The sequence below is a fragment of the Sporolactobacillus sp. CQH2019 genome, from assembly GCF_028765345.1.
Taxonomy (GTDB): Bacteria; Bacillota; Bacilli; order Bacillales; family Sporolactobacillaceae; genus Sporolactobacillus.
In genome coordinates this window covers 105,162-129,683 of sequence record NZ_JARAJZ010000003.1, presented here as the reverse complement: position 1 = coordinate 129,683, position 24,522 = coordinate 105,162, and the positions used below count along the sequence as shown (strand labels likewise).

General features: G+C 39.5%; 13 protein-coding genes. 1 reads left to right on the top strand and 12 read right to left on the bottom strand.

Going from position 1 to position 24,522, the window contains the following annotated elements:
• Positions 1-319: 319 nt before the first annotated feature.
• The 12 genes from cas3 (OYT88_RS05485) to OYT88_RS05430 all read right to left on the bottom strand — a co-directional run bounded on the left by cas3 (OYT88_RS05485) (position 320) and on the right by OYT88_RS05430 (position 21,712).
• Entirely contained in the window at positions 320-2,782 is a 2,463-nt protein-coding gene (cas3, locus tag OYT88_RS05485) for a CRISPR-associated helicase Cas3' (RefSeq protein ID WP_274398446.1), read from the bottom strand.
• A 1,012-nt stretch (positions 2,783-3,794) separates the two neighbouring features.
• Positions 3,795-4,721 carry a type I-C CRISPR-associated protein Cas7/Csd2 gene (cas7c, locus tag OYT88_RS05480; protein ID WP_274398445.1) on the bottom strand — a complete coding sequence of 309 codons (927 nt, stop codon included), beginning with the start codon at positions 4,719-4,721 and terminating at the stop codon, positions 3,795-3,797.
• Positions 4,722-4,723: 2 nt separating this feature from the next.
• Entirely contained in the window at positions 4,724-6,478 is a 1,755-nt protein-coding gene (gene cas8c, locus OYT88_RS05475; protein ID WP_274398444.1) for a type I-C CRISPR-associated protein Cas8c/Csd1, read from the bottom strand.
• Complete coding sequence (gene cas5c / locus OYT88_RS05470) at positions 6,475-7,125, bottom strand: type I-C CRISPR-associated protein Cas5c (protein WP_274398442.1); 651 nt, start codon at positions 7,123-7,125, stop codon at positions 6,475-6,477. The genes cas8c and cas5c overlap by 4 nt, the downstream gene beginning before the upstream one ends.
• 333 nt (positions 7,126-7,458) lie before the next feature.
• The gene (cas3, locus tag OYT88_RS05465) at positions 7,459-9,615 is read right to left on the bottom strand and encodes a CRISPR-associated helicase Cas3' (protein ID WP_274398441.1); all 2,157 of its coding nucleotides are present in this window, start codon (positions 9,613-9,615) and stop codon (positions 7,459-7,461) included.
• Positions 9,616-9,871: 256 nt separating this feature from the next.
• A complete protein-coding gene (locus OYT88_RS05460) occupies positions 9,872-10,666 on the bottom strand; it encodes an aldo/keto reductase (RefSeq protein WP_274398440.1) in 795 nt (264 codons plus the stop codon).
• 512 nt (positions 10,667-11,178) lie between these two features.
• Positions 11,179-13,248 carry an SA1320 family protein gene (locus tag OYT88_RS05455; RefSeq protein ID WP_274398439.1) on the bottom strand — a complete coding sequence of 690 codons (2,070 nt, stop codon included), beginning with the start codon at positions 13,246-13,248 and terminating at the stop codon, positions 11,179-11,181.
• Complete coding sequence (locus tag OYT88_RS05450; protein WP_443217493.1) at positions 13,249-14,178, bottom strand: DUF1672 family protein; 930 nt, start codon at positions 14,176-14,178, stop codon at positions 13,249-13,251.
• 558 nt (positions 14,179-14,736) lie between these two features.
• Positions 14,737-15,519, bottom strand: coding sequence for a glycyl-radical enzyme activating protein (locus tag OYT88_RS05445; RefSeq protein ID WP_274398437.1), 783 nt, complete (start codon positions 15,517-15,519; stop codon positions 14,737-14,739).
• Positions 15,520-15,721: 202 nt separating this feature from the next.
• On the bottom strand, positions 15,722-18,019 hold the full coding sequence (locus OYT88_RS05440) for a pyruvate formate lyase family protein (protein ID WP_274398436.1): 2,298 nt from the start codon (positions 18,017-18,019) through the stop codon (positions 15,722-15,724).
• Positions 18,020-18,162: 143 nt separating this feature from the next.
• The gene (locus OYT88_RS05435; RefSeq protein ID WP_274398434.1) at positions 18,163-18,960 is read right to left on the bottom strand and encodes a DeoR/GlpR family DNA-binding transcription regulator; all 798 of its coding nucleotides are present in this window, start codon (positions 18,958-18,960) and stop codon (positions 18,163-18,165) included.
• A gap of 787 nt (positions 18,961-19,747) precedes the next feature.
• Complete coding sequence (locus OYT88_RS05430; RefSeq protein WP_274398432.1) at positions 19,748-21,712, bottom strand: PTS fructose transporter subunit IIABC; 1,965 nt, start codon at positions 21,710-21,712, stop codon at positions 19,748-19,750.
• Between the two features lie 183 nt (positions 21,713-21,895).
• Here OYT88_RS05430 and OYT88_RS05425 point away from each other — a divergent pair, with 183 nt between their 5' ends.
• Positions 21,896-23,776: a BglG family transcription antiterminator gene (locus tag OYT88_RS05425; protein ID WP_274398430.1), complete on the top strand. Its 1,881-nt coding sequence runs from the start codon at positions 21,896-21,898 to the stop codon at positions 23,774-23,776.
• The last annotated feature ends 746 nt before the right edge of the window (positions 23,777-24,522 follow it).

Genomic DNA, 24,522 nt, shown 5'->3' with positions numbered 1-24,522 from the left:
GTTCACCTATTTTTAATTAAGTCTTGACTGCAAAGATAAGAGTTTGCTATTATTTGCCTTTATTCCGGATTACTATGACTGTTCTGTGATTCTAAAATCACTTTGCCTGGACAAATCATTTCTTTAATTTTCCAAAAATAGAATATCACTTTTTTATGAAAATGTAAAGTTCATATACTATATCGTTTAATTCATTTGACCACACAATGCACGATTAAAAGCAAAAATGCTATAATAACCATATCGCTGTTTATCAGCGCGGATTGAAAAATATAGTATATTGTTTGTTATTAAAAACCTATTAATATTTAATAGGTTTTTAATGTATTAGAATATCAAACCCGCTTTCCCCTTTGATATCAAGTCCGTATTCATTACTGTAGGCTGATTCCTTCAATGCAAGAACTTGTCCATCCAAATAAAATGCTAGCTGACCTTCCTGTTCCAATTGTCGCAGTTCCTGATCATATACATTAATTGAATAATGTTGTGCTTTTCTTAGCAGTCCGCCCAAATCGTCTATGGACCTGGCACTGCCTAATTGCACAATAAGGTTTTCCCCTTCGCTATAAGGAACAATTACAGATTTTGTCATATTTTTAATGACATAAAAATTTTCCGCAGCTGTGCGCAGGCTGCTAAGTAAAACAAGAGGCAGAGTTTTACTATTATGTGTCTCTTTATAGGCTTTTAAATAACTGCTGTCCCGACTGGCATATAATAATTGGGTCATGGTTAGTCCCAGATCAGGAAGATTAAAATCCAATTTTGTATTCATTTCTGTGAAAAACTCCTGGAAATACCGATCCATCGCCGACTTCGATAGCACACTGCCGCCATAGTTGGAGGGATTGCTATGCAAGTCAGCCAGAATGTTTTTGGCAACGGCCTTACCTTTTCTTATTTCTTCCAATGCAGGTGAATCCAGTTTCTCTTCACTATGATCAATGATATAAACCTTGCGCAATCCGCCGTACTCGCCGTTTCGATTACATCGACCTGCTGCTTGGGCAATTGAATCCAGTCCGGCCAGTGATCGTATCACACATTCAAAGCTAATGTCGACACCCGCTTCAATTAATTGAGTGCTGATACAAATAATCTTTTCTTTGCTATGAGGATCAAGGCACTTCTTAATGTCCCCCAATATTCTTTCTCTGTGCGCCGCACACATGGACGTACTTAAATGAAAAACTCGTATTCCTAGCTTCAAATATTTTCTTTTCAATATTTGATATAACGATCGTACAGTCGAGCGTGTATTTAAAATGATAAGAACATTGCGAACATTCCCCAATAATTCTCCAGTAAAGTTAGCCAGTTTCTCATTGTCAAATGTTTCACGGTATGATCGATCAACGATCTTTACCCGTTTAAAAGCATCAACTACTTGATCCAGCCGACTGACAATTTCCCCGTTATTGTTGATTTCCAGACGATGATGAACAAAATCCAGCGCCGGTTGCGTCGCGGTGCAAAGCAGGATGCTGGATTGGCCAAACTTGTTTAAAAAATTCAATGCATGATTAAAGAGTGCAACACAGTGAATCGGTACTTTTTGAACTTCATCAAAAACAATAACCGCCTGTGTCAAATGGTGCAATCGGCGAATATTTCGTGAACCCAGTTGATAAAAAGTATCTAAAAACTGAACCATTGTCGTTAGAATAATCGGACAATCCCAGTTATCCTTTGCCAATTCCAGCTTTTCCTGTACAGTTAAAGTGCCATCTTCCGTTTCAATGTCATTTTCATTATTACTTTCCACTACATTCGAATGATGCTCGAGAATGTGCTCATTGTCATCCAATATTTTACGGATTACTTCTGCATTCTGTTCAATAATGGTTGTATAGGGCACAACATAAAGAATTTGCTTCTTCCCAAACAGCCGGGCGTGTTTTAGCGCATAGCGGAGGCTGGCAAGTGTTTTTCCTCCTCCTGTCGGTATGGACAGTGTATAGATTCCTGAGGGCCTGCATGCATAATGATCACATTGTTCTGACATTTCCGCACGCAATCGATTAATTGGCGTATTAGATTCTGGTTTTTGATTTAGAGTATTTAAGTGATCGACCAACTTATTATAGTAACTGATAAATAATTTATTAGCATCCGTTTGAATCAACGTATCGTTTCCTTCAAATAAGCGTGTGTTCGTTCGATCTGCATCAATCAGGCAGCTGAATACGAAACGACTTAATAAAGTTAATTTTTCCATCACATTGCCTTTGCTGTTTTCCATTATGTAAGCTTTTAGTTCATTGATGGCCAGATCAACATAATTACTCAGTTTTTCTTTTGTCATAATCTCATGAAAAAAGTGATCTTTTGCTTTTGAATATTCGGGTAATGCATCCTCGTCCTTTGTAACTCTTTGATAATATGGAGATTCAGATGATGCATTTAAAAAATCGTGTAAATAGGAATGATGAGAAATAATTGCATTGCCGACAATTTCAGCCAGTATCATTTTAAATTTATCTCTTGGAATTTTTTCATGGAAAACTTCATAAAGAAGTTTTCCTCCTGCACTAGCATGGTCAACTGACCCACGCCGCGGCGCTGCTTCCGGATGGAAGACAGCCAGCCATAAATAATTTTGAAATGCTTCCGTATATTTTCCAAGATCGTGAAGCATCCCAGCCAATCCGGTAATGTGGGCTATTTTTAACTCCGTTCCATAGGATTCGGCAAGTTGTTTCACTTCGAGCAAATGATCTCTGACCATTTGCGGGCACTTATCACTTTCACGATAATGTGCAACAAATTGTCTTGACATGACGCCTCTCACTCTTTTCAAAAATACATAAACGTTTTATATTATACGCTTACATTAGATAAATTCTGTATATTGATTACAAAATCCTCCAAAATAGAACTAATTTCTCAAACTTTTTTTACTAAGTGTCATACTTTGTCAATTTTCTAAGGAGACAGTCGACATGAGAGGTAATTCAATGGTTAGGGTGTGCGTTTATTTTTGAATTAGTCAATTCTATTCGCTGTTAAATTGCAATAATAAATCAGTCACCTGAGTATAATTCTCCGGGATTCCAGGTTGTAAGGGGAAAGATATAATCTAAAGTGATGTATTTTCATCGCCAGATTTTCTAAGTCACAGACAATGGAACGTGAAATACTCAGCATTCAGCTGAATTTTTAGATTGCAAAAGTTGAAATTCTATAGAAAAGTCTGGAAGGATCTTACCAGTAGAGTCTCCAGACTTTTTTCTGCTTATTCTATTTACTCATCTTGATGAATCTTGTTTTGAGTCCTTTGGAAATAGGACCAACAGGATTTCAGTACAGGCTCGACCCTGTCATGACGGTTAGTCTCGGTACGACGATGGCAGCGAAACCCAGTCCCATTAGTCAAAATATCGTGTCTCGTTTCTCCTTCTCTCTTCCGTTGTGCTGGTGCCTAGAGATATCGGCGCTTTTTGCATAGAGTCATCAATGCATACTCCCCATTATTCCTAATAATACATTATATATTTGAGGCCTTTACCTGAGCACTTCGAAAAAGTCAGCTCGCTGTCCTAACTGATAATTAATATACTGTGATCGTAAAATGTTGAGAATTCAGTTAGGTAATGTTCATCTTTAAATACTTCTGTAAATACTCCTTTCATAATATGAACATCTCTCGATTAATTGAGATTTGGGATTTAATGGTACCAAGTTATCAGTGTTCATGCATTTATTTTTGCATTGCTCTCTTATTATGAGGCAAAACTGTTTTTGATGTCTTGAGTTTTAGTAAAATAACACTTGCTTTATTGCATTAGTTCTTAGTCTCTCTGCTCGTATGACACACCTGTCGGCAGATCCGACTCGTTAACTGTAACCGTATAATCGCTGTAACTGCGCGGCACAGTCACGTTGTCATTTTTATTGACTTCAATAAGGTCGAAAAGCTTATGCGCAGGTGCGTCACCTAGTTCGCTGCTATGCTTGAAAATAATTAGTTTTCGTACTGCCATCTGACCGCGCGCGGCGGAGCGGTCATGCTCAAACATGTTTATTACCGCATCCCAGAAAAGTTGCAAGTCAGCTTCGGAAAATCCTGTAGTTTTGCGCGCAAGATTGGCGGAAACATAGCCTTCGCAGCGATAAAGGCCGTAAGGGACAATGTATTTTTTCCCCATTTCGTTGCTCTTGTTCGCAGCATCAGCTTCCGTTGTAATGGCAACACGAGTAATAGAGACTTCCCTCGGAATTACAGGATCAACGGAATGTGCAAAACCAAGTTGAACCGGTCCACGCACCTGGCCACAGTTAAGTGCACCCTTAACCATAGTTGTCATGACTGCTCCAAAAGTGCGTATATCGTAAAATTTACTGCACATATAGTCGCGTATAACTCTGTCAATGTCATTGTTTTTGTTAGCTTCTTTTAATAATTGGTTGAATTTTTTCTTGTCTTTAACAGCCAATTCTGCTGCATTTTCAATACCAACTTTTTCAAAAGCTTCATTGTCGCTTCTGTTAAGCGGTACACGCTTTTTAATGTAGATCCTGAAGCCAGGTTCATCCTCTTTGACCGTTTCTACATAATTGCGTATCTTGCGTTTTAAGCATACATCAGTCACAAGGCCGAGACCTGTCTCGGGGTCGATGCGTGGCATATTGTCCGCGTCTGGATCACCGTTAGGATTACCGTTCTCCACATCAAAAAGTATTACGAATTCATAGCGATTCTGTATAGGTTCACTCATTATCATTTGTTCTCCTCATTTTTAGATGTGTAGAGTGCTTGCTTTTCATGGTAGTATCCAAGATAAAACGCGCCCTGTTCTTGCAATGAAAGGCGAATCGGCAGTGTTTCCTGTATACAGTTCTCAAGTTCACTGATCATTTTGTCGTAATAAATCTTTGAACCGTCAGGAAGCTTTCGCTGGTGATGCTGTGACAGACCCAAAAGCAGCGGAAAGATTGTTCCTGGTGTTGCACTAGCGCTGCTAAAATATTTATTCCTTATAGTCGCTTTGATACCGGGATTCGCGTCCCCTTGCACTTTTTCAAGTACTGCAAAAAGGCGGCCAAGTATGTATGGCAGATAATCACTCTTTTCGTTCAGTTCCACTTGCAATACCTCCTCAGGCACTCTAATTCCTCGATTTTTCAAAAAATAGGCTTTTAGGATGGCTGCTTTCTGCCACTTGATATTATGTTCTGTCCGTATGCGCAACATAATATTTTCAAAAAGTGACACTGGGTAATCAGTTCCCCGTAATATCGACCTTAGCACAGCGCCAGCCATAGGTGCAGGCGGCATTCTATTTTTCGCTTTCTGGTTTGCCGTTTCATTCAGCAGCTGCCAAAGCGGCAGTGTTGTCCTAGTCTCAAAAACAGGTCGTACTATTTCAAGGCGTTTATTGTGCTTATTGAGGTTTCTCAACATCGTACCGAATTCACCCTGTAAAAAAAAGCGCACAGAAAGTCTCGAAGCGTTCGGTGCCAAGCCAAGTACATAAAAGCAATTGTCTGCCCTCAGCTCAGTACCTTTAAAACAAATATTGCCTCCTCTAGACAACGCATTGACTATGCCTCTTAAATCTTCTTCGCCTATAATTTTGTCAGTACCGAATGCTTCTGCAGACCAAACGTCCTGACAAAGCGGCTCAGCATCCTCCGCCCAGTACAAAATCGTCGTGTCTGCAATGTGTTGAACATGCTCCCTGTCGGCAGTCATGTAATTCAGCACCGCGCCATACTTAAAGGCTGCTGACTCGCTTACTGGGGCATTCAATCCCTGGCCTGTTCCTTGAGAACTTTCATGACCGTAAGATTCAAACGCAGGCGCATTGTATGAAATAAGTGAAGCACCAGAAGGCTGCGCACCGTTGATCCCCTTGATATTTGGGTGCAGACGGGCGACAGGCGCTTTTTTACCTGTGACCAAGCAGCACATTATGACAGCATTATCCGCAGGTACCAAGTGGTGTTTTTCCCACGCTGACTTCACCGAATCGTCTTCTTGTGCAGAACTACCGCCGACCTGAAATATCAGATTTGCTCCTGCCTTTATATCATCAAGATAGGGCAAAAGCACTTTATCTTCCATTGCCATGTCAATATTCCAAGTATCAAAAAAGGCCAGCACTGCCTTTGCAGCTGCGCTTTCAACTTCGTCTAAAATTTCGTGATGCAACGCTTTAGCGGCTTCAAAGCATTTTTTCGTACGCTCCGGGTTACTTTTGTCATCTGCTCCGAGCATATAAGTGCCATTGTCACACAAAAAGTTTGCTGCAATGCCGGAGGTTTTTTTTACCTGCTCCGGTACCTGCAACGACTGAGGTATTTCCTTTTTCCCGTCTTTAGATGAAATTTTCAATGATATAATCGCAAACACGGAACCATTTGCTGCAAGCTGCAGCGCATATGAAACTTTCGCTGTGCTCCAGCCTATAGGACAGATTCTGCCTCTGGCAGCAAGAATGTCGTACTGCTTTACCAATGATTGTAAGATCATTTCAACACTCTCTCCCCGTTGACTTGAACAACACCGTCTTTCATCCTAGCATGAAAAAACATTGGCTGTATACTCTTCGGATTACTGTAGTCCATATCATACAGCATCAGGCCCAGATCTTTTGATTCACCGCATGTTGGCACGCTACCACTATTCCACGCTCTGAAGTGAGCAGGAAATTCCCGACAACCGAAGTACGGTTGTGAGTACACTTTTCCACTTTTCAATCTGCGGCGGAAAATGTCTTTGAACTTGCCTTCGTTATCACTTGAAGTTGCTTTGTACGTCATTTCAAAATGTGCTTCCAATACATAGTGAACGTTGCGTAACAATGTGGAAGCACGCTGCTGGATATCATCACCTGTACAGAGCACTGGCACAGATCCCCCCATCATCATACGCTTTACATCCGACGCCTTCACCTTACTTTTTACCTCATTGCGGCGAATACTCGTGAATTCAATTTTGTTAAGTACATAAATTCTGTCAATGACAACATGCAACCCGGGATGCCAATAGATTGATTCAATCAAACCACGTGCAGCCGAAGGCGTGATTACGTCATAACTTAACCGCTCTGTTTTTAATTCGGGTCTTGTAAAAAGAGCATAGTCGCCCCAGACCTCGATCTGCAATCCGTAACTCAAAAGGCACACGCTTCCTTTTTAAATATTCGGAAAAAATTAGTCAAATTTGTCTGCTAATCACCACTTTTTTCCACGGAAAACTTATATACCCATATTACCATCGTTTATTATTTTATATCAATAATTATTTTATAGTTTTTTAAAGAGGATTAATAGAATTGATCTGATTCAGATCTTTCACTTTACTTTACCAATCCCATTTGTTATGCTGAGAAGCAGTCTTTATCATAGCAATAAACATGGTATTGTGGATTGAAACATAGTATTTTACAGTGTAGAAAGAAGCCGAGCGGACTCACCTCCGTGTCGGCTTTTTGTGCTTACAAAAAGGGGCTAATAGCCGTCATTCTCAAAACTCAGACCGGTATGACTATCATACAAATTCAGTTCCTTTAAAACTGCCATGCTTTCATCAATGATATGCAGCGATGCATGCAATTCATTAAAATGATTTTCGTAAACGTTAACACAATACTGACTGGCCTCACGGAAAAGTTCGCGGTTACACTCTCCATGTTCAAAGCGTTCAGCAATTGCACGGCTATTTTCATCGCATGGCACCAACACTGCCTTTGTATGGTTTTCAATTATGTGGAATTCTTTGGCAACTGATCGAAAAGGAAAATCCAAATGTCTATTTTTACCGTCTTCAAAACGCTGCACAATATTATTTTTATCAATTCCACTGCCTGTGTCATGGTAAAGATTCTCAAAGTATTTTTTTATTACGTGCGGTGCGACTATATCATTTTCACTACGTGTCACACAATAGGCCTCCTGTACAGGGCGTTTCATAGAATCTGGCAAGTGCTTCATGTAACAGTTTTCTGGTTTAAAAAGGTAAACTACGCTGTCGTCAGTTGCATTTTTACCCTCACGATTGCAACGGCCGCCTGCCTGTATCTCGCTATCAAGTCCAGCATAAGCGCGATACACAGTCGGAAAATCCACATCCACTCCTGCCTCAATGAGACTCGTGGAAACGACGCGGCATGGCAACTTGTCTTTCAGACGTTGACATACAGTATTTAGAACATTGCGCCTATGATCAGGCGTCATGAGTGTGGAAAGGTGATAATTTTCTTTTCCATTCAAAAGGCCGTAAACATTTTTTGCCTGTTTTCTGGTGGAGACAATGCACAACACCTGACTACAATTGCTAAGCCGCTGTGCCAGTTCATCATCGGTAAGCTCGCCAAGTTGTTTGTAGTGGACACGGCGGAAAAATGAATAAAATTGCTTTGTGTCAGGGCATATTTCCCTAGTAGAAAGAGAGGGCGCATACTTCTTAAAAAGCGGCTTCAGTGCGGGCTGAGTAGCCGTACAAAGCACACAACTAGTACCGTAATTTACAGAAAGCTCCGCAATGGCATCTACGCACGGCTTTAAATAGGGCAACGGCAAGGTCTGCGCTTCGTCAAAAATGACCACGCTATTGGTCACACTGTGCAATTTACGGCAAGCAGACGTCCTGTTCGAAAATAGAGACTCAAAAAATTGCACCGCGGTTGTCACTACAACAGGCATATCCCAATTTTCCGTTGCCAAACTCTGGCGCGAAATCATTTCGTCTTCATCATCATACTGTGCACCAGAGTAGTGTGCCAAAACATTTTTCGCTCCAAGGATTGTACGAAACGTGTCCGCTGTCTGCTCAATGATAGAGCAATATGGTATAACATAGATTATGCGCTTCATGCCATGTCTTACAGCATGATGAAGTGCGAAGGCAAGTGATGAAATCGTTTTACCTCCACCCGTTGGGACCGTCAGAGTAAACAATCCTCTTTCCACCATTGTACCCATTTCAATGCACGTTTTTAGAATTTGGGAGCGTTTGCCGTTAAGTCCCTCTTTTGCACTGATCCAGTGCTTTCTGCTGATATAGCTGTTGAGCTTTCCCATAAGCTGCTTTACATTACAAACGTTGCCGCGATTTACTTCGCCGTGTTGCATGAAAGATTCCGTATCCAAAAAATCAGCATCCACCAGACAGGAAAATAGCATTCGCGTAAAAAAGGACAGTGTAAACCCATGCTGACCAAGCATTTTTAATTGAGGCGGTTGCGGCTTCTGAAGCTGCACCTCGTTCTTATAAATCTTGTACCCATTGCTTATTTTTTTATTGAGTCGCCCATATAGCGTCGTTGCAGTTTCATTGTCGTCAAATCTTCCTCCGCCGTCCATAAGTCCGGCGTGATGCCCTGCTACGCAGTATGCAGGCAGGGCCCCACACAATTTAAAGATTTCCTGTGCCCCTGCTGTTGAATGATCCGTTTTTTCGCCATTGTCCCAGATACGATGCTGAAATTCATCTGAGAATTTTCCAACATCATGTACCAATCCGCATTGATAGGCTATAGCTCCTGCACCAAAGGGCTCTGCAAATTTTTGAGCGAGTATGGCCACATTTTTAAGGTGCTTCGTCACCGTTTGAACCTCTTTGTCATCCTCCCGGATGTGCGCCGCATACGGACGTTTTTTTTTCATACGTTTCTCTCTCCATTTTAAATTTTCGCCGAAAAAAATATTTTTGATAAAATTATAATTCTCAGTCCTTACAAGTCAAAAGTTTGATCAAATGGATCACATACAAATATGTAATCATGGAAGTTTTTTTGTTGTTTTGTAGGTTTACTATCCCCCCTTACAGCACCTCTCTTCCCCTCGACCCACCTCAAGAATCTTAAACCAGTCTTTATTCGTCAGCTCATTGCTTTGCATGTCGATTGCGGACTGTACCCTTTCAAATTCGGTGGAACCGATAATCGAGCAGATGGGACCGGCAGTTTATATTATTGATGAAGGCATAGGCGATTTTATCCATCGAATCGGTGCCATATTTCCGGGCCATCTGTTCAAGTATCTCGCGGACACAGAATTCGCAGCCTGTTAGACGGCTGCCGGCGAGCGGCGACCAAGCCATGACCGGAATGTTGTGAATCAGGGCACTGTCCATTACTCCATTGAAGAAGGTGTCGGTATAAAGTGGGTTGATTTCAACCTGATTGGTGACGAGCGGCGTTGTAGTGTATTTGCTGATCATCTCGAAGTAAGTGTAGCTGGCGTTCGAGATGCCGATATGTCTGACTTTGCCTTGCTTAATCAGGCTATCCAGGGCCTCAGCCACTTCTGTCGGATTGAGCAGCGGATCGAGGCGGTGGATTAGCAGGACATCGACATAATCGGTATGCAGTACTTCCAGTGATCTGTTCAGCGAATCATTTAAGTGCTTAACTGAAGAATCATAGTAGTGAGCATAGCCGTTGTCTTCTCTGGGCAGTACAATATTGAATTTGGTGACAATCTGGATTCTGTCCCTCAATGAGCTGTTGTCCCTGAGTGCCGCCTCGCCGAACAGCCGGCTGCTTTCAAAATAGCCATAGATATCGGCGTGATCGAATGTTGTCACACCGGCGTTCAGGCACCGCTCGACAAAATCGGCCATCTTCTTGCCGCTCAGGCCTTCCTGACTGGCTCGCATTGTTCCTGCAATTACTTTTGAAAATTTCAAGTCTTTCGCAACGTCAACATAATCCATTTTTCTGCCTCCTCAGCAATCCCTGCCACGGGACTAATCCAAACTAATTTTTATTATAATAGATTGTTTGTAGAATAGTAGTGATGCGCTTACACATTAATCCTGCATTCCTGTATTCATATATCAAGGTTTTAAAAATTACTGATGTTAAAGGATTTTTTGACAATGACAATTTGTATTATGATCCCATTGGCAGAAATCTGATATGTAAAAAAGCTTTCACTGAAATAATTTTTCTGTTGCTTTGATATATTTTTCCGGTAATCCAGGATTGATGAAAAAATGATTAATCGATCGAAGAAATTTTTATTGATAGAATTTTAGTTCGAAACTTTTTTGGACTTTTTCAATCGAAGCAACGAATAACTTGAACGCCGGTAATTTTTCAAAGAGGAAACACGATGATCCGTTTGTCCGGCGGAGTTAAAAATTCACAAGTGATCATCATGTAAAACTGGAGTTTTCAGGATTTCTGCATGGCTTTTCTTCCTTTAGAACTATATCGATCTGCTTCAGACAACCGTCCCCCGCTTAACCTGCTCAATCAGAATGGAGAGATTGTTACAGATCGCTTTCGAATGATTCTCCAGTTGCAGGATGGCCGCCGATTCGTTTTCCGACAGCTGATAAATGATATCTCTGAACTGAAGCCGAATATCCTGAAGAATACCCAATGTCGCGTGATGATAAGCGATCACCGCCTGGTATTGCGTTCCGTTGAACAAGGCGGTTTCGATGTAAGGCTTGAACGCGAGCATCAGATCGGAGAAATGGCGCTGCACATGATTCAGTGTTTCACTAAAATTCTCGACGGTGTCCACCGATCTGCTGAGGATTTGTTTCGTCTGGGAAAGAAATTCTCTCAGCTGATTATTCCAGGACAGAAAAGGAATTCGGATAAGATCCGCTTCCCAGGAAAAAGCAGTCAAGCAGGTGCGCGCCGTCTGCAGTAAGTCAATCACCTCACCGGCCAGCCCGAAGCAAATGTTCAGAATCGGCCGGATCTCTTCATCCGCCCTTCTCGAGAAAGCTTGAAAATTTTGCTCGAGCTGCTGTTTACGAAGGGTCATTCCGTTTCTCAAATAGTTTGACGGTTCCATTTTCCCCTGAAAAGATGAGTCAACGTTCGCGGTTATCTGCTGAACGCCACTTCCGTTTTCGAATGCCCGGGCAACCGCACGGTCTGCCTGGTTCATGATTTTTCTGACTTGATCCGTCTGATCGCGGAAACGAGACAATTGATTGGTAAGCAGATCCATATTTTTACCGACAATGCGGTCATGGGCCTTTAATTCGTCGACAATCCCATCAAAAAAATGCTGACTCAATCCATGGAAAAGCAAGGGAATGGCCTTCACCCTGAGGTTGATCAAACGCACCGTCAGATCCTCCATTTTTAAGTCAAGATCGGCAATCGAGGCTGGAATTCCGATCAACGGCATGGTGATTTTCTCCAGCCCGGCAGAGACCGTTTCCAGAATTTTCTCTGCCAAAGGAAGGCTGCTGATCCAGTAAATATCCTCAAGAATAGCGGACAGCCGCGGATTGATTTTTTTTAGTTCATCGAAGGCCAAAAGAAACGGACCAATGCCCTGGGTCGAATAAAGCAGCTGATTAAACTGATTTTGCAGAGAAACCTGCCGGTCATCCAGGCGGGCTCCTTCGCTCTCAACAGTCTGGACAGAATGGTTGAGATAACCGTCGGCCTGGCGGATACCCGAAAGTATTGGATTGCTCAGACCCGAAGACAATTTTTCCATACTTCCCGTATCGATTTTGATCCGCTGACCTTTGCCCACCGTCTCCGCAGTCAGCGGTTCCCCCGTCCATATGTCGGTGACAATCTGATGATCGGCCATGAACTCAATCCGGCCGGCAGACGGGGTGCCCTGAACACCGACAGGAACGTTTTCCTGCGGTGTGGATGGATCCGTACCGCCCACGTAGCCTGTATGATTGTTTGTTAAAAAAGTCAGCCAGCTGATGCCGAAATCCACGTTGATTTTCGCCCCGGGAATCCGGCCGCCGTAACCGCCGGCCACCTCGCCGAGAGTCAGCGGATCGTAGCCTCCGAAATAATTCGTCATACGCTTCGCTGCGGCCGAATTCACAGACGGTTCGACAACATTCGCCGGAAGAATCGACGGATCAAGCGTGACCGAATGGACATTGTTTCGGACAGCGACATAATTGGCCAGTCCGCCGCCCAAAGAATTGCCGGCAACGAAATCAACATGCCCGTATGTGGCTTTCATGTTATTATAATAGGCTTCTGCGTCTTTGAATTGTTGGGGTGTCCCGCTGCTGAGCACGAGGCCGGCGTCGGAGCCGATGTCGGCCGGTTGGTTCGGATCGGTGCCTGCGTAGATGATGGAAATGTTTTTTGTTGCTTCATCCTGAATAACCATCGCATCAAGACCTGAAGGTAGGTTCTTATAATTAGTTCCAATGACAAGAAAATAATTTCCATTAAATCTAAGTTCCGCTTGCTTTGGAGGATACTTATAAATAGAGTAGCCGCTAAGATGAATCAAATCTTGGTCAGATGTTTTTGCTTTTACAACTCGACTAATTGTCCCCATCTATCTTTTCATCTCCTTTACAACAATCTCATTCTTAGCAGGTATGGTTCCTTCATATTGTTTTTCAATACCAGTAATTTTATTGATTTCATTACTATTGACAAACACGGAATAGGTTCCTTTAGCAATTCCTGTCAAATTTTGCACTTGGTAAATAAGAGCATCAGCTATCTTTTTATCTGGTTGAGCATACTTTTCCCCCATAAAAAAGGTTAAAGATATTCGTAAATAACTAGGGTCAAAATTTTGTTGTTTAAATAATTTTCTCAGCTCTTCCGTTGTTATATTATGATTTCTCATATATGCATTGTATATTTGTGAAAAATGACCACTCCCACTTGTTACATAATAAAAAGAGGTAGCAAATCCAGAGTCCCACGTATTATCAATTGCCTTTTTATTTTTTCCAATAACTGGGTAATTTTTCACAACAGACTCCGCGAAGCGATCCAAATTCTTAAATTCCTTCTCATACGCCATGACGTATAATCCGCTCATAATGCTCCCTTCAATTGAGCCTTCATAAGCCCCAACGCTTCCCGTCACCTTTTGGCTGGCCAGATCCACACCGATAATAACCGATGTATGAAAATGCGGCTCTCCTTTTGATTCAACATAAGCAACAACTGCGTTGGTCGCACCGACTAAATTGTGCGTCGTGACTTCCAGATGATATTTTTCTTTGAAAAATTTATTGACCTGATCGACGATCTCTTTCTTATGGGTCTTCGCAAACGCTCCTGTCTTCTCACCGTTCGGCAAAGAATAGTCCTGACCGGCGTAATCCTGAACGGGTATGTATGGAGAAGTGTTTTCGTTTTGTGCCTGTTTCGGATCATTCNCCGTTCGGCAAAGAATAGCCCTGACCGGCGTAATCCTGAACGGGTATGTATGGAGAAGTGTTTTCGTTTTGTGCCTGTTTCGGATCATTCGCTGTCAATCCGCAGCCCTCCAGCGTTAAACTGATGCCTAAAGCACAGGCCATGCATAACAGCCTGAATCGTTTCCGGTGCATGGGTCCACGCTCCTTGTTTATTTTCCAATATGAAAATTCGATTTTTCTTCACAAATTCCTTCCCATTTATGTTAAGTCAATGCGTGTGATCTTTAAATTGGAATAAAGGCCCAATTATTATGTATGCGTTCGCGACAGAATAAGAAACGTTCCTTTATTCAACTATTCAACTAAAAAAAGCATCGGAACAGCCTTTCGTAAATAAGTGAAAAATTCAATGCTTATCAAATCGGCCTCTTGACTCACTTATTCATTAAATTAGTGGTTGAGGACTTGCTGTCGAACGTGGGAATTGAATCTATGCGACAGTTGGCAGTGACTGACGCCTTGTCAACTTCTCTCCATAAATTGTGCTTTTTTAACTACAAAAAAAATACGGTTCAATTCCTGGTAAAGGAACCGAATCCGCTTCTTATTTGTATATTTTATATAACTACTTGCACACAGTAATTTTTTCACAGACACATAAATTCTTATCCAATGTTGCACTCAATACCCATACTTTTAACAATGTCTCTAAATGCGATAAGGTTATCGGGATGTAAAGCCTTAACATTTTTATACTTATACTGACGATTTAAAAATTTATATTTATTTTTGCCGAATTGATGAAAGGGTAAAAGTTCCACAGCATCTACTTTGTGTTCTCTCAAAAACAATGAAAAATGACGAGCATCATTGACTGAATCATTAAAACCAGGAATGATTGGAATTCTCAATATCATATTTTTAAACTGAGATATTGCATAATCTAAATTCTGAATAATTATTTTATTACCAACACCGATTTCTGATCTGTGTTTTTCACTATCATAATGCTTTAAATCCATAATGAGTAAATCAACGTTTCCCAGTAATTTCTTAAAAAGTGGTAATGAGGCATATGCCGATGTCTCACAGGCTGTTGATATGTTATTTTTTTTACATTCTCTTAAAAGATTTACTACAAATGGTGTTTGTAAGAGTACCTCCCCACCAGTTACAGTAACTCCACCCCCGGATTCGTGATAGTAGTCTACATCTTTTAATATGGGAACCATTATTTCAGCGATCGTCAAATATTCTCCAGTAGTAAAATAGGAGTTTTTTGAGTTATCCCACATTTTTTCAGGATGAAGATTTTGAGACTCCGGATTTGCACACCATGAACATCTTAGCGGGCAGCCTTTAAAGAAAACGGATGTTCTGATTCCGGGCCCATCGTGAATGCTGAAGCGCTGGATATTAAAAACACAACCTTTCATAAGGTTCGACATAAGATCCTTCCTAACTCTATGGAGTTAATTATTTTTCGAAATATTCAGTACTCAGGGCAACCAATCCATCTTGCGAAAAGGATTCTGAAATCCCATTAAGCCAATAGTTTGAACTTTGGAAACCGGTCAATTAAAGCAAGCAGAGCGATTCAGTAAGGCGGATCCGTCCCTAACGGGTAAATCGGCTAATCTGCTCTTGTATTTAGGAAATTTCGTCGTCATAAAGCATCCTGCTTAACAGTTCATCCTGAACATCTTTTTCTAGATTTACAAATACCGCGCTAAAACCACTTACTCTAACAATTAAATTAGGATATTTTTCAGGATGCTTTTGCGCATCCTCTAAAACGCCTCTATCAACGACAGTGACCATCAGATGGCAACCTCCCTTCTTAAAATAGGCGTTAAAAAGGCATTGAATAATTTGACGATCCTTATTAAACATGCGCGGTGTAAATTTAATATTTTGTACCGAACCACCATGATATTTTGCATTAAATCGTGATATTGAATTTAGCATCGCTGTCGGGCCGCTTTTATCAGCGCCACCTTGCGGATTGTTGGCAGGATTCATGAATTGTCCGGCGTGGCGTCCATCTAACGATGCTGAAGTTCTTCTTCCCCATTCTGTATTTGTTTGATTATTGCTAATGACAATCAAATAGTACTGCATTCCGTATTCAATACCTCTTTGACGGATTCCTTTAGCAACAAAATCAAATAAATCATTAGCTAAATTATCAGCATCATCCAAATCATTTCCATACTTTTCAACATTCCATAAATCTTGTTGAATATTTTCATAGCCTTTAAAATTATGCACCGCAGCGTTATTTAGTTCTTCCAGCGTATATTTGTGATCTTCAAAGACTAGCTTCTTTATAGCCATTAATGAATCACTGGCATTAATATTGCCATACGTCTCATTTGTCCCGCCTAAATAGCGGATACCGCCGCCCAAGATGGATTTTCCACGATCTATACAATCATCCATAAGAATGCTTGCAAATATAAATGAAACTTCTTTATCCATTGAATCATAACTATAATATTGTGCTTTAATTGATAAATCAAAATAATAATTCAGTACTTGTTTATATTGATCATAAAATTCAATAAAAGTCTTAAATTCCGATAGATTCTTTATCTTAATCGGGCCAGATTTTTTTATACCATCCATCGGATCAATACCTTTATTTAATGTTAAATTCAAGAGCTTTAACAAATTGATTAACGTATTGGGCGTCCCAACACTTTGTCCTTGAATAACAAATTCACCACAGCCGAACGGTACGTATTGTTCGGCTGTTTGACGATCAACACGCATTCCATACATCACCGCCGGAACGTTTACTTCATCATTATACAGTGTAGGGTACGTTGCTCCATCACCAATACTATCGTAAGCAGCGTCAATAATATCTTCAGGTGTATTTTTAGTTATCCTCAGTGTAAATTGAGGTTCGACAAATTTACAATCCCTGGTGACCTGAATTGCAAGACGAGTAAATATATCTGCTGCTTCTGGATGTTTCCGACCATAACCTCCGACAATAATCCGTCCGTTAACGGTTGTACGGCGATTTTCAATCAATGTCCAAAGTGATTTCATATAATTATAGGCATCTTTCATTGTAATCACGCCATTGTCTAAATCATGCTTGAGATATGGCCCTAAGTAATCATCAAGTCGACCATAATTAATGCAGCCAGCTAATAACGCATAGATCCAAATCATTTGCATTGCCTGGTGAAACGTTTTCGGAGGATCACTTCTGATAGCTGCTAAATCTGCCTCGATTAATTTCAATTGGTTCATTCGATGTTTATCGGTACCGACCATCGCATTTTGAACCGATTTCCGCTCATAATCTATGACTTTTTTATAAAGTTTAAATGCTTCAATACAAGCCTTTAAAAATTCATTATTAGAATCAGCCAAAAGCTTTTGACTGACAATATTCTCTAGTCCATTAATTCCATTACTTAGTAATCTCGGATAATCAAGCATCATGCCGCTTAAACGAGCAGTCGCCATTAGCGGAAAATTACAATCAATAAATCGGCCAGTTGTATCCTCCGTTAAAATGTCCCGACAGTATAAGGCCTTAACATCATGATCCTCCCAATACTTATACAATTGATCAACACGTGCCTTTTGCTCTTCAGTTTGCAATTGGTCACGGAACTTTTCCAGTTTATCAAAAACACAATAATGACCGACGCCCCCCAATGAAGTAACGCAGCCAAACCCAATTGGTAAGAAGTCTAATCTTCCGGCAATTAAATCTTGATCCTCAATTCTTCTAAATAGTTGAGGATAAATTACGTTAAGACAGTTAATTTCACGCTTTTCCTTAGAAAGATTCAATGAATCTCGGTGCACTTGAGTATATTGTTCCATGATTTCCAATTGTTCCAGTAAAGATTTTTCACAAGGTAATTTGATACTGACCTCTACGTTTTGAGCACCAACAACATTTTCAACTTTAGTTTTCATATCAACTTCGCTCCTCCTTAACATGATTTAGATACAACCAAAATAATCACTATTATCGGCACATTATTCCAACAATTCGAAATATATTAATCGACAAGTGATTTAATTTTTCAGGAAAAATTTTTCAAAAACGGGCTTTTTTATTAGTTGAAATCCGCAGTTTGATCCGTCGTTTTTATTTCTTTGTTTACTTCAACTATATTCCTGCTTTTTTTAATCCCCTTTGGAAACCGATCAACATATATCGCATCAAATTGTTTGAAATATCCAAATGTACATAATCCAGTCAGATCAAATTTTGATGAATCCACTAACAGATAGGAACATACACTTCTTTCCATTGCAGCCTTTTTTAAAGCTCCCATTTCAAATTCACTTGTATAAACCTCTTGTAATTTTGTGTCGACTCCATTTGCGCCAATAAAAGCATGATCAAATCTAAATTGTTTAATTTGTTCAACTGTAATTGGTCCATAACAAACTTCATATTTAGGATTGTATTCACCGCCAAGCATATAAACATCTGAATTAGTACCGGCAGTTTTCGACAATATCAAGAGATTGTAGGTTACAATTTTAATCTTCTTATTTTGAAGATACTGAATTAAGTAGCTTGGTGTTGTACCAGAATCAATAAAAATTAAATCACCATCATGAACAGCCCCTGCAGCAACACTACAAATGGCTTTTTTTGTTTCAATGTTTTCGTTAATTTTACTAAGAACCGGAGCATCAGTTAAATCGCTCATCGTTTTTTCGAATTTTTTTGCCACGGCACCGCCTCGTTCTCTGGTGATTCTTTTTTTATTTTCCAATATTCTCAAATCTCTTTGGACAGTTGATTTAGAAACCGAGAGTTCTTTTGCTAAATCAATAACACTAATGGAGGGTTGGATTTGTAATCTTTTTAAAATATATAATAGTCGTTCCTTAGCAAGCATAGAGCTTCTTCTCCTTCATTCCCCCCAAAATTGTTTTAAGGAAATTTAAGGCATGGGGATGAGTTTCAAATGATAATTTTTAATTTGCGAAACAAAAATGGTAAAGTTTCTTCTCTTCACTTAGATCATAAACCTTTTATGGCAATACTTCAATTCATTTTACATCATTATTATTCAATTTTAGTCGTTTTTAATCATTTTAATTCATCCCGACTTAGGATCCAGTATAATGATCACGAAAAAGGCGTAGACATTCTAAATTGTGTACTCTTTTTCCGGAGGCCTTTAGAGATTCCGCCATCACCGATTGTTATTTTACCCAAAAGCTTGACTAAAGGCAGAAAAGAATCCCAGCCTCGGCGTGGATAATTGCGGATTCCATAATTCATTGCACTATGTCTTGACAAGTGAACCATAAATGGCAATTTGTAATTCAACATTTGAGAAGTCGATCGTAAAAAGATGACTCGCTATAATAACCATAAAGAGCCTAGATTTCTGAAAAACTACAATAAGATGACCAAAGACTCACTTCAATAAAACTTTTTTAGCTTAGCCAATCTCTTCTATTGATATAATTATGCAAATCGCATCGATCAAAAAATCCAATAATATCAATTTGGGGGATCTTAGTATAAAGGAAAATGAGAATAAAGCGGGAGATCCACGTACGGCTCAGTTAGAGTCTGTTGGTGAACCTCCTTTTAACCACTTAACTGGGAGGTCGGTTCTCATACTTAATCTCAAGATTTTTTATATTTCCTCATTCTATAATGGAGATCCATTCTTATTGAACCTGTTCCAACCCACTCTGCTTAATTGCTGAACTAGTATTAATATCATTAACAGTTTGTTTTTTATGAGACGTAAATAGACGTTTTAGTATTAGATAGGTGCCTGCAGTAACTATCGTTCCCATAAGCATTGCAAACAATGCAAGAAGGGGTTTGTTTACTGCTCCTAAAAGAACAACAATGGGACCACCATGTGCAACTGCATCTGTAATCCCGAACAAAAAGCCTAAAACACATGCAACCACACTGCCAATCATATTCGATGGAATAACAATTAATGGATCAGACGCCGCAAATGGGATTGCGCCTTCCGAGATACCAACAAGACCCATGGCTAATGCAGACTTACCATTCGCAATCGATTCTTTATCAAAATATTTTTTTGCAATGAAGGTCGCTAAACCCATGCCAAGCGGTGCTACAGGGATAGCACATGCCTGAGCGCCCATAAATTGTGTCTGTCCTTCTGCAATGAGACCCACACTAAATAGAAATGCAACTTTTCCAAAGGGGCCACCCATATCAAATCCTTGCATCAATCCGATAACAATACCAAGGATAACGACGCTACCGCCTGATAATCCCGTTAATACTTTATATAGCTCGTTCATAAGTGATGAGATCGGAGCACCAATGATGAAGATAAAGATTGATGCTATAAATAACGTCGCTAAAATTGGAATGATCATAATTGGCATGAGCGGCTCCAAAATTTTCGGAATTGGGGCTTTCTTAATCAACAAAACAAAATAACCAACTAATAAGCCGGCAATAATAGCTCCAATAAAACCGGCCCCTGCCTGTGCATGATAGAAAGAACCATTATTTGCGATCCATCCGCCAATCATACCGGGAGCTAATGCCGCTCGGTCACCAATTGCATATGCGATAAAACCTGCCAAGATAGGAATCATTAATGTGAATCCTGTAACACCAACCTGGTTTACTTCCGCCCAGAAACTCCCTTTTGGGATTTGTAACCCCGCAGGAGTTGGCTTGCCACCAATGGCTAATGAAAGAGCGATAAGCAACCCGCCGACAACCACAAACGGAATCATGTACGAAACGCCGTTCATTAGATATTTATATAAATTAGAGCCACCTTTAACTTTCTCTGTTCTTTGTTTTGGTTGATGTTTATTATTAGCTTTATAAATAGGTGCATCTGGATCCATTGCCTGCTTAAATAAACGATCCGCATGGTCGATTGCATCTTTTGTACCTGCAAAAACTACGTGTTTTCCCTGAAATCGTTCAAGTTCAACCTTTTTATCACTTGCAATAATAATTGCATCCGCAAGTGCTATTTCGTCCGGAGTCGGTTCGTTTTGTACCCCAATTGAGCCATTAGTTTCGACTTTAATGGCAACGCCTAATTCTTTAGCGGTCTTTTTTAACGAACTCTCAGCTAAATACGTATGGGCAATACCAACGGGGCAGCCTGTCACACCAATAAAAAATCGTTGATCTTTGGTTTTTTTTATGTCGATGTTCGTGGGTTCTTTTTTTTCAATTGTTAATAACTGGTAAAGCTCTTTATTAGACTTGGCCGTTAACAAAGATTTTCTGAATTCTTCATCGAGTAGTTTAGCTGTTACCAGAGAAAGTGCTTGTATATGTTCATTATTTGAAAGTTTTTTTGATGCAATTAATACAAAAATAGTTATCGGTTGTTGGTCCGTCTTTTTTGAATCATAGATTCCCCTTCTGCTAATACCAATAGCAATACTTGTCTGTTTCACTGTGTCTGATTTGGCATGAGGCAATGCAACTCCGTGTTCAAATGTTGTTGATAATTCATTTTCTCTTGAGAATACAGCCTTAACAAATTTATCAATGTCGCTAATCCTGTCCTGCTGATAAAGCAGATTTGCTAACTCAGTAATGGCACCTTCCTTCGTGTTCGAATGTAAATCGATTGTTACGAGTTTTTCTGAAAACAAATGTTCTATATTCATTATTTTATCCTCCTACAATCAATTTGTTATCTATTTCACAAATAATATACGTCACAAGCGTAACCGTTTCCATTCAATTATTCTGATTAGTAAATGGCAAAAATATATAATCAGATTTCTAATAGCATCAGCTATAATTAAAGTGGTAGTTCTAATGGCACTGCAAGGGGGATGTAGGAAAAAATGTCAGAAAAGTTGAATAAAGCATTACTCGCGATCTATAAAAAAATAGCTAGTCATCCTAATGCGACTCTAAGAGAGTTAGGTTACACATTTCATAAATCGTCAAGGACGATTCGCCTTTATATTAGAGAAATCAATAACACGATTGATGAACCAGTTCATCAAGTAAAATATTCAAAAAAAAGCGGGTGTTACTATATTAGCAGGCCCATTATCTCAACTAGTCAAAAAGAACAAAAGTCTCTCTTACCAGAAAGAGTTGATGAACGGATTAGTTATTTAACCTACTTCTTTTTAACGAGAAACAACTACGTTAAAGTAAACGACATTGCCGAGATGCTACATGTTAGTCCACAGACAATCACTAATGATTTAAGAAAAGTGAAAAAAGGTCTAAAGAAATATCAATTACATTTCAATAACAAACCTTATTATGGAATTATGATTAGCGGTGATGAAGCGAACATTCGAGAGGCATTAATGGATCTTCTATATTCTGACAGAAGTGAGAATCATTATCTTATACCCCTTATTCCAAAAACTGAAATTACGGCGCTGCGAAGAATCATCGTAGGGAATTTGACGCGAACGCACATTACCGTTCCAGAATGTCAATACGATGCACTTATCTGTCATTTGTGGATTATGGTTCTGCGAACAAAGAATGGAAATTTTTTAGAGAACACTTTCCCGTATGCATCTAATGAAATTAGTGATGCTGCAAAAAATATTATCACAGAAATTGAAAATGAATTTAATATTACTTTCCCCCATGAAGAAAAGCTGCAGCTTAATATACATTTGATGGCAAAACTTTCATTAACAATATTTGATGATCAGCGCATGCTTGATAAAATCATTGTGAAATTTATAACGATTATAGATCAAAAAACGGGACTGAATCTTAAAAGAGATAGTTTATTTAATAAGGATATACAGCTTCATTTTGCGTATTTCTTAGAACGTCTTAAGATAGGTCTTTATAATCGCAATCCGCTTTTAAATGAAATCAAAGAAAAATATGCTTTTGAATTTAACTTAGTGTTGGAAAGTCTCAATCAGGTTTTGGGGGATAGATTTATTGCTGAAGATGAAATTGGTTTTTTAGCTTTACATGTTCGGGGAGCAATTGAGCGAAGTCACAGTACATTTAGTACCAATGTTCCATCCATCATATTAGTTTGTGGTGCTGGGATTGGAACTATCAGATTAATTGAAACGCAACTAATCCATCTGTTTAAAAATAAATTGCAGATCTTTCCAGTCCTGTCAAAATCAGATTTCAAAAAAGAACTGCTTTTGAATCAAGTTGATGGCGTGATTTCCACAACGCCAATAAATACTCTTAAATTACCTACATTATTTGTGAATCCACTGCTGACAGATAATGACATTGATAAAATCCAACAATTTATTAATAATATCAGTGCTTTTAAAATTCAATCTCAAAAAATATTTTGTCCGGATTACTTTAAAATTAGCGTAAATTCTTATAATAACTATCTGGAAGTGGTGCATGATATTTGCACCGATTTAAAACATCATTTAGTTATTAATGATTTATTTGAAAAAGAGATATTAAAACGTGAATTACTATCTTCTACGTTCATTGGACATTATATTGTTATTCCGCATCCATTAAAGTATCGAATTGAACGATCGTTTATTTATGTCAATGTTTTAAAAAACTCAGTTAAATGGATTGATGGTCAGGAAGTAAAATTAATTTTTCTAATAGGAGTGGCAAAAAATGAAATTGATCTTATTCGCAATTTCCATGACCATTTAGCAGGGCTAATTACAAATTCAGCAAAGCTTGATAAATTACTGCAGGTTAAAAACTTTGACGAGTTTATAAAAATATTCTATCTCGAAAAATGATTTAAAACAGCAATTTTTTCCATGGGCTTAGTATTTGCTGTTCGGGTGATTAAAAAAGACTGACCGCCTTTCTTGAAGAAAAATTGCTAAACACTCATTCTATGCAAGTCTTGTATTCTCCGCTTTTGCAGTGTGCAATGTAAAAATTGAACACTTTATTTTCCTATGATGAGGGAAATAAAAAGATTCTTAGCAATAAAAAAGCACCTCAATTTTTGATAAAGTAAATTTAACCCAAAATACTTATCAGTATGAGGTGTTGTCTCATATAAGAGAGCAATAAAAATCAACAATCAATTTTCTAAAAAAACAAAAGCAGGATTGGATGTGGGTGAAACTTTTCCCGGTAGAACTGGTATTGCATTGAACAGTCCCACGGCAACCGCTCTCCTTAGCAAAGATACAATTTATTTGTCTGGCAGCATTTCCTATTTCCGGCACGTCACCGACTAAAAGACCCGTGCGAGGTATTCGAAAACGTTTTGTTCCTTAATGATCATCTGTCTGGAAGGTTCGGTCTGTCAGCTAAGTGCGGGGCACATACAAAAGCGTTCGATTCTCAATAACTCTTCTTTCTACCGAAAAAGGCGGACTGTTTGGCTGTGCAGCAATGGGGACAGTCGGATCCGCATCCCGACTGAACGGGATAATCATCTGATGACGCTGACACTTGATCTTTGGTGCTCATTTTCGGCTCGATTTTCCCCGACTGAACGGGATGCATGGAAGAGCCTCTTTTCACAACA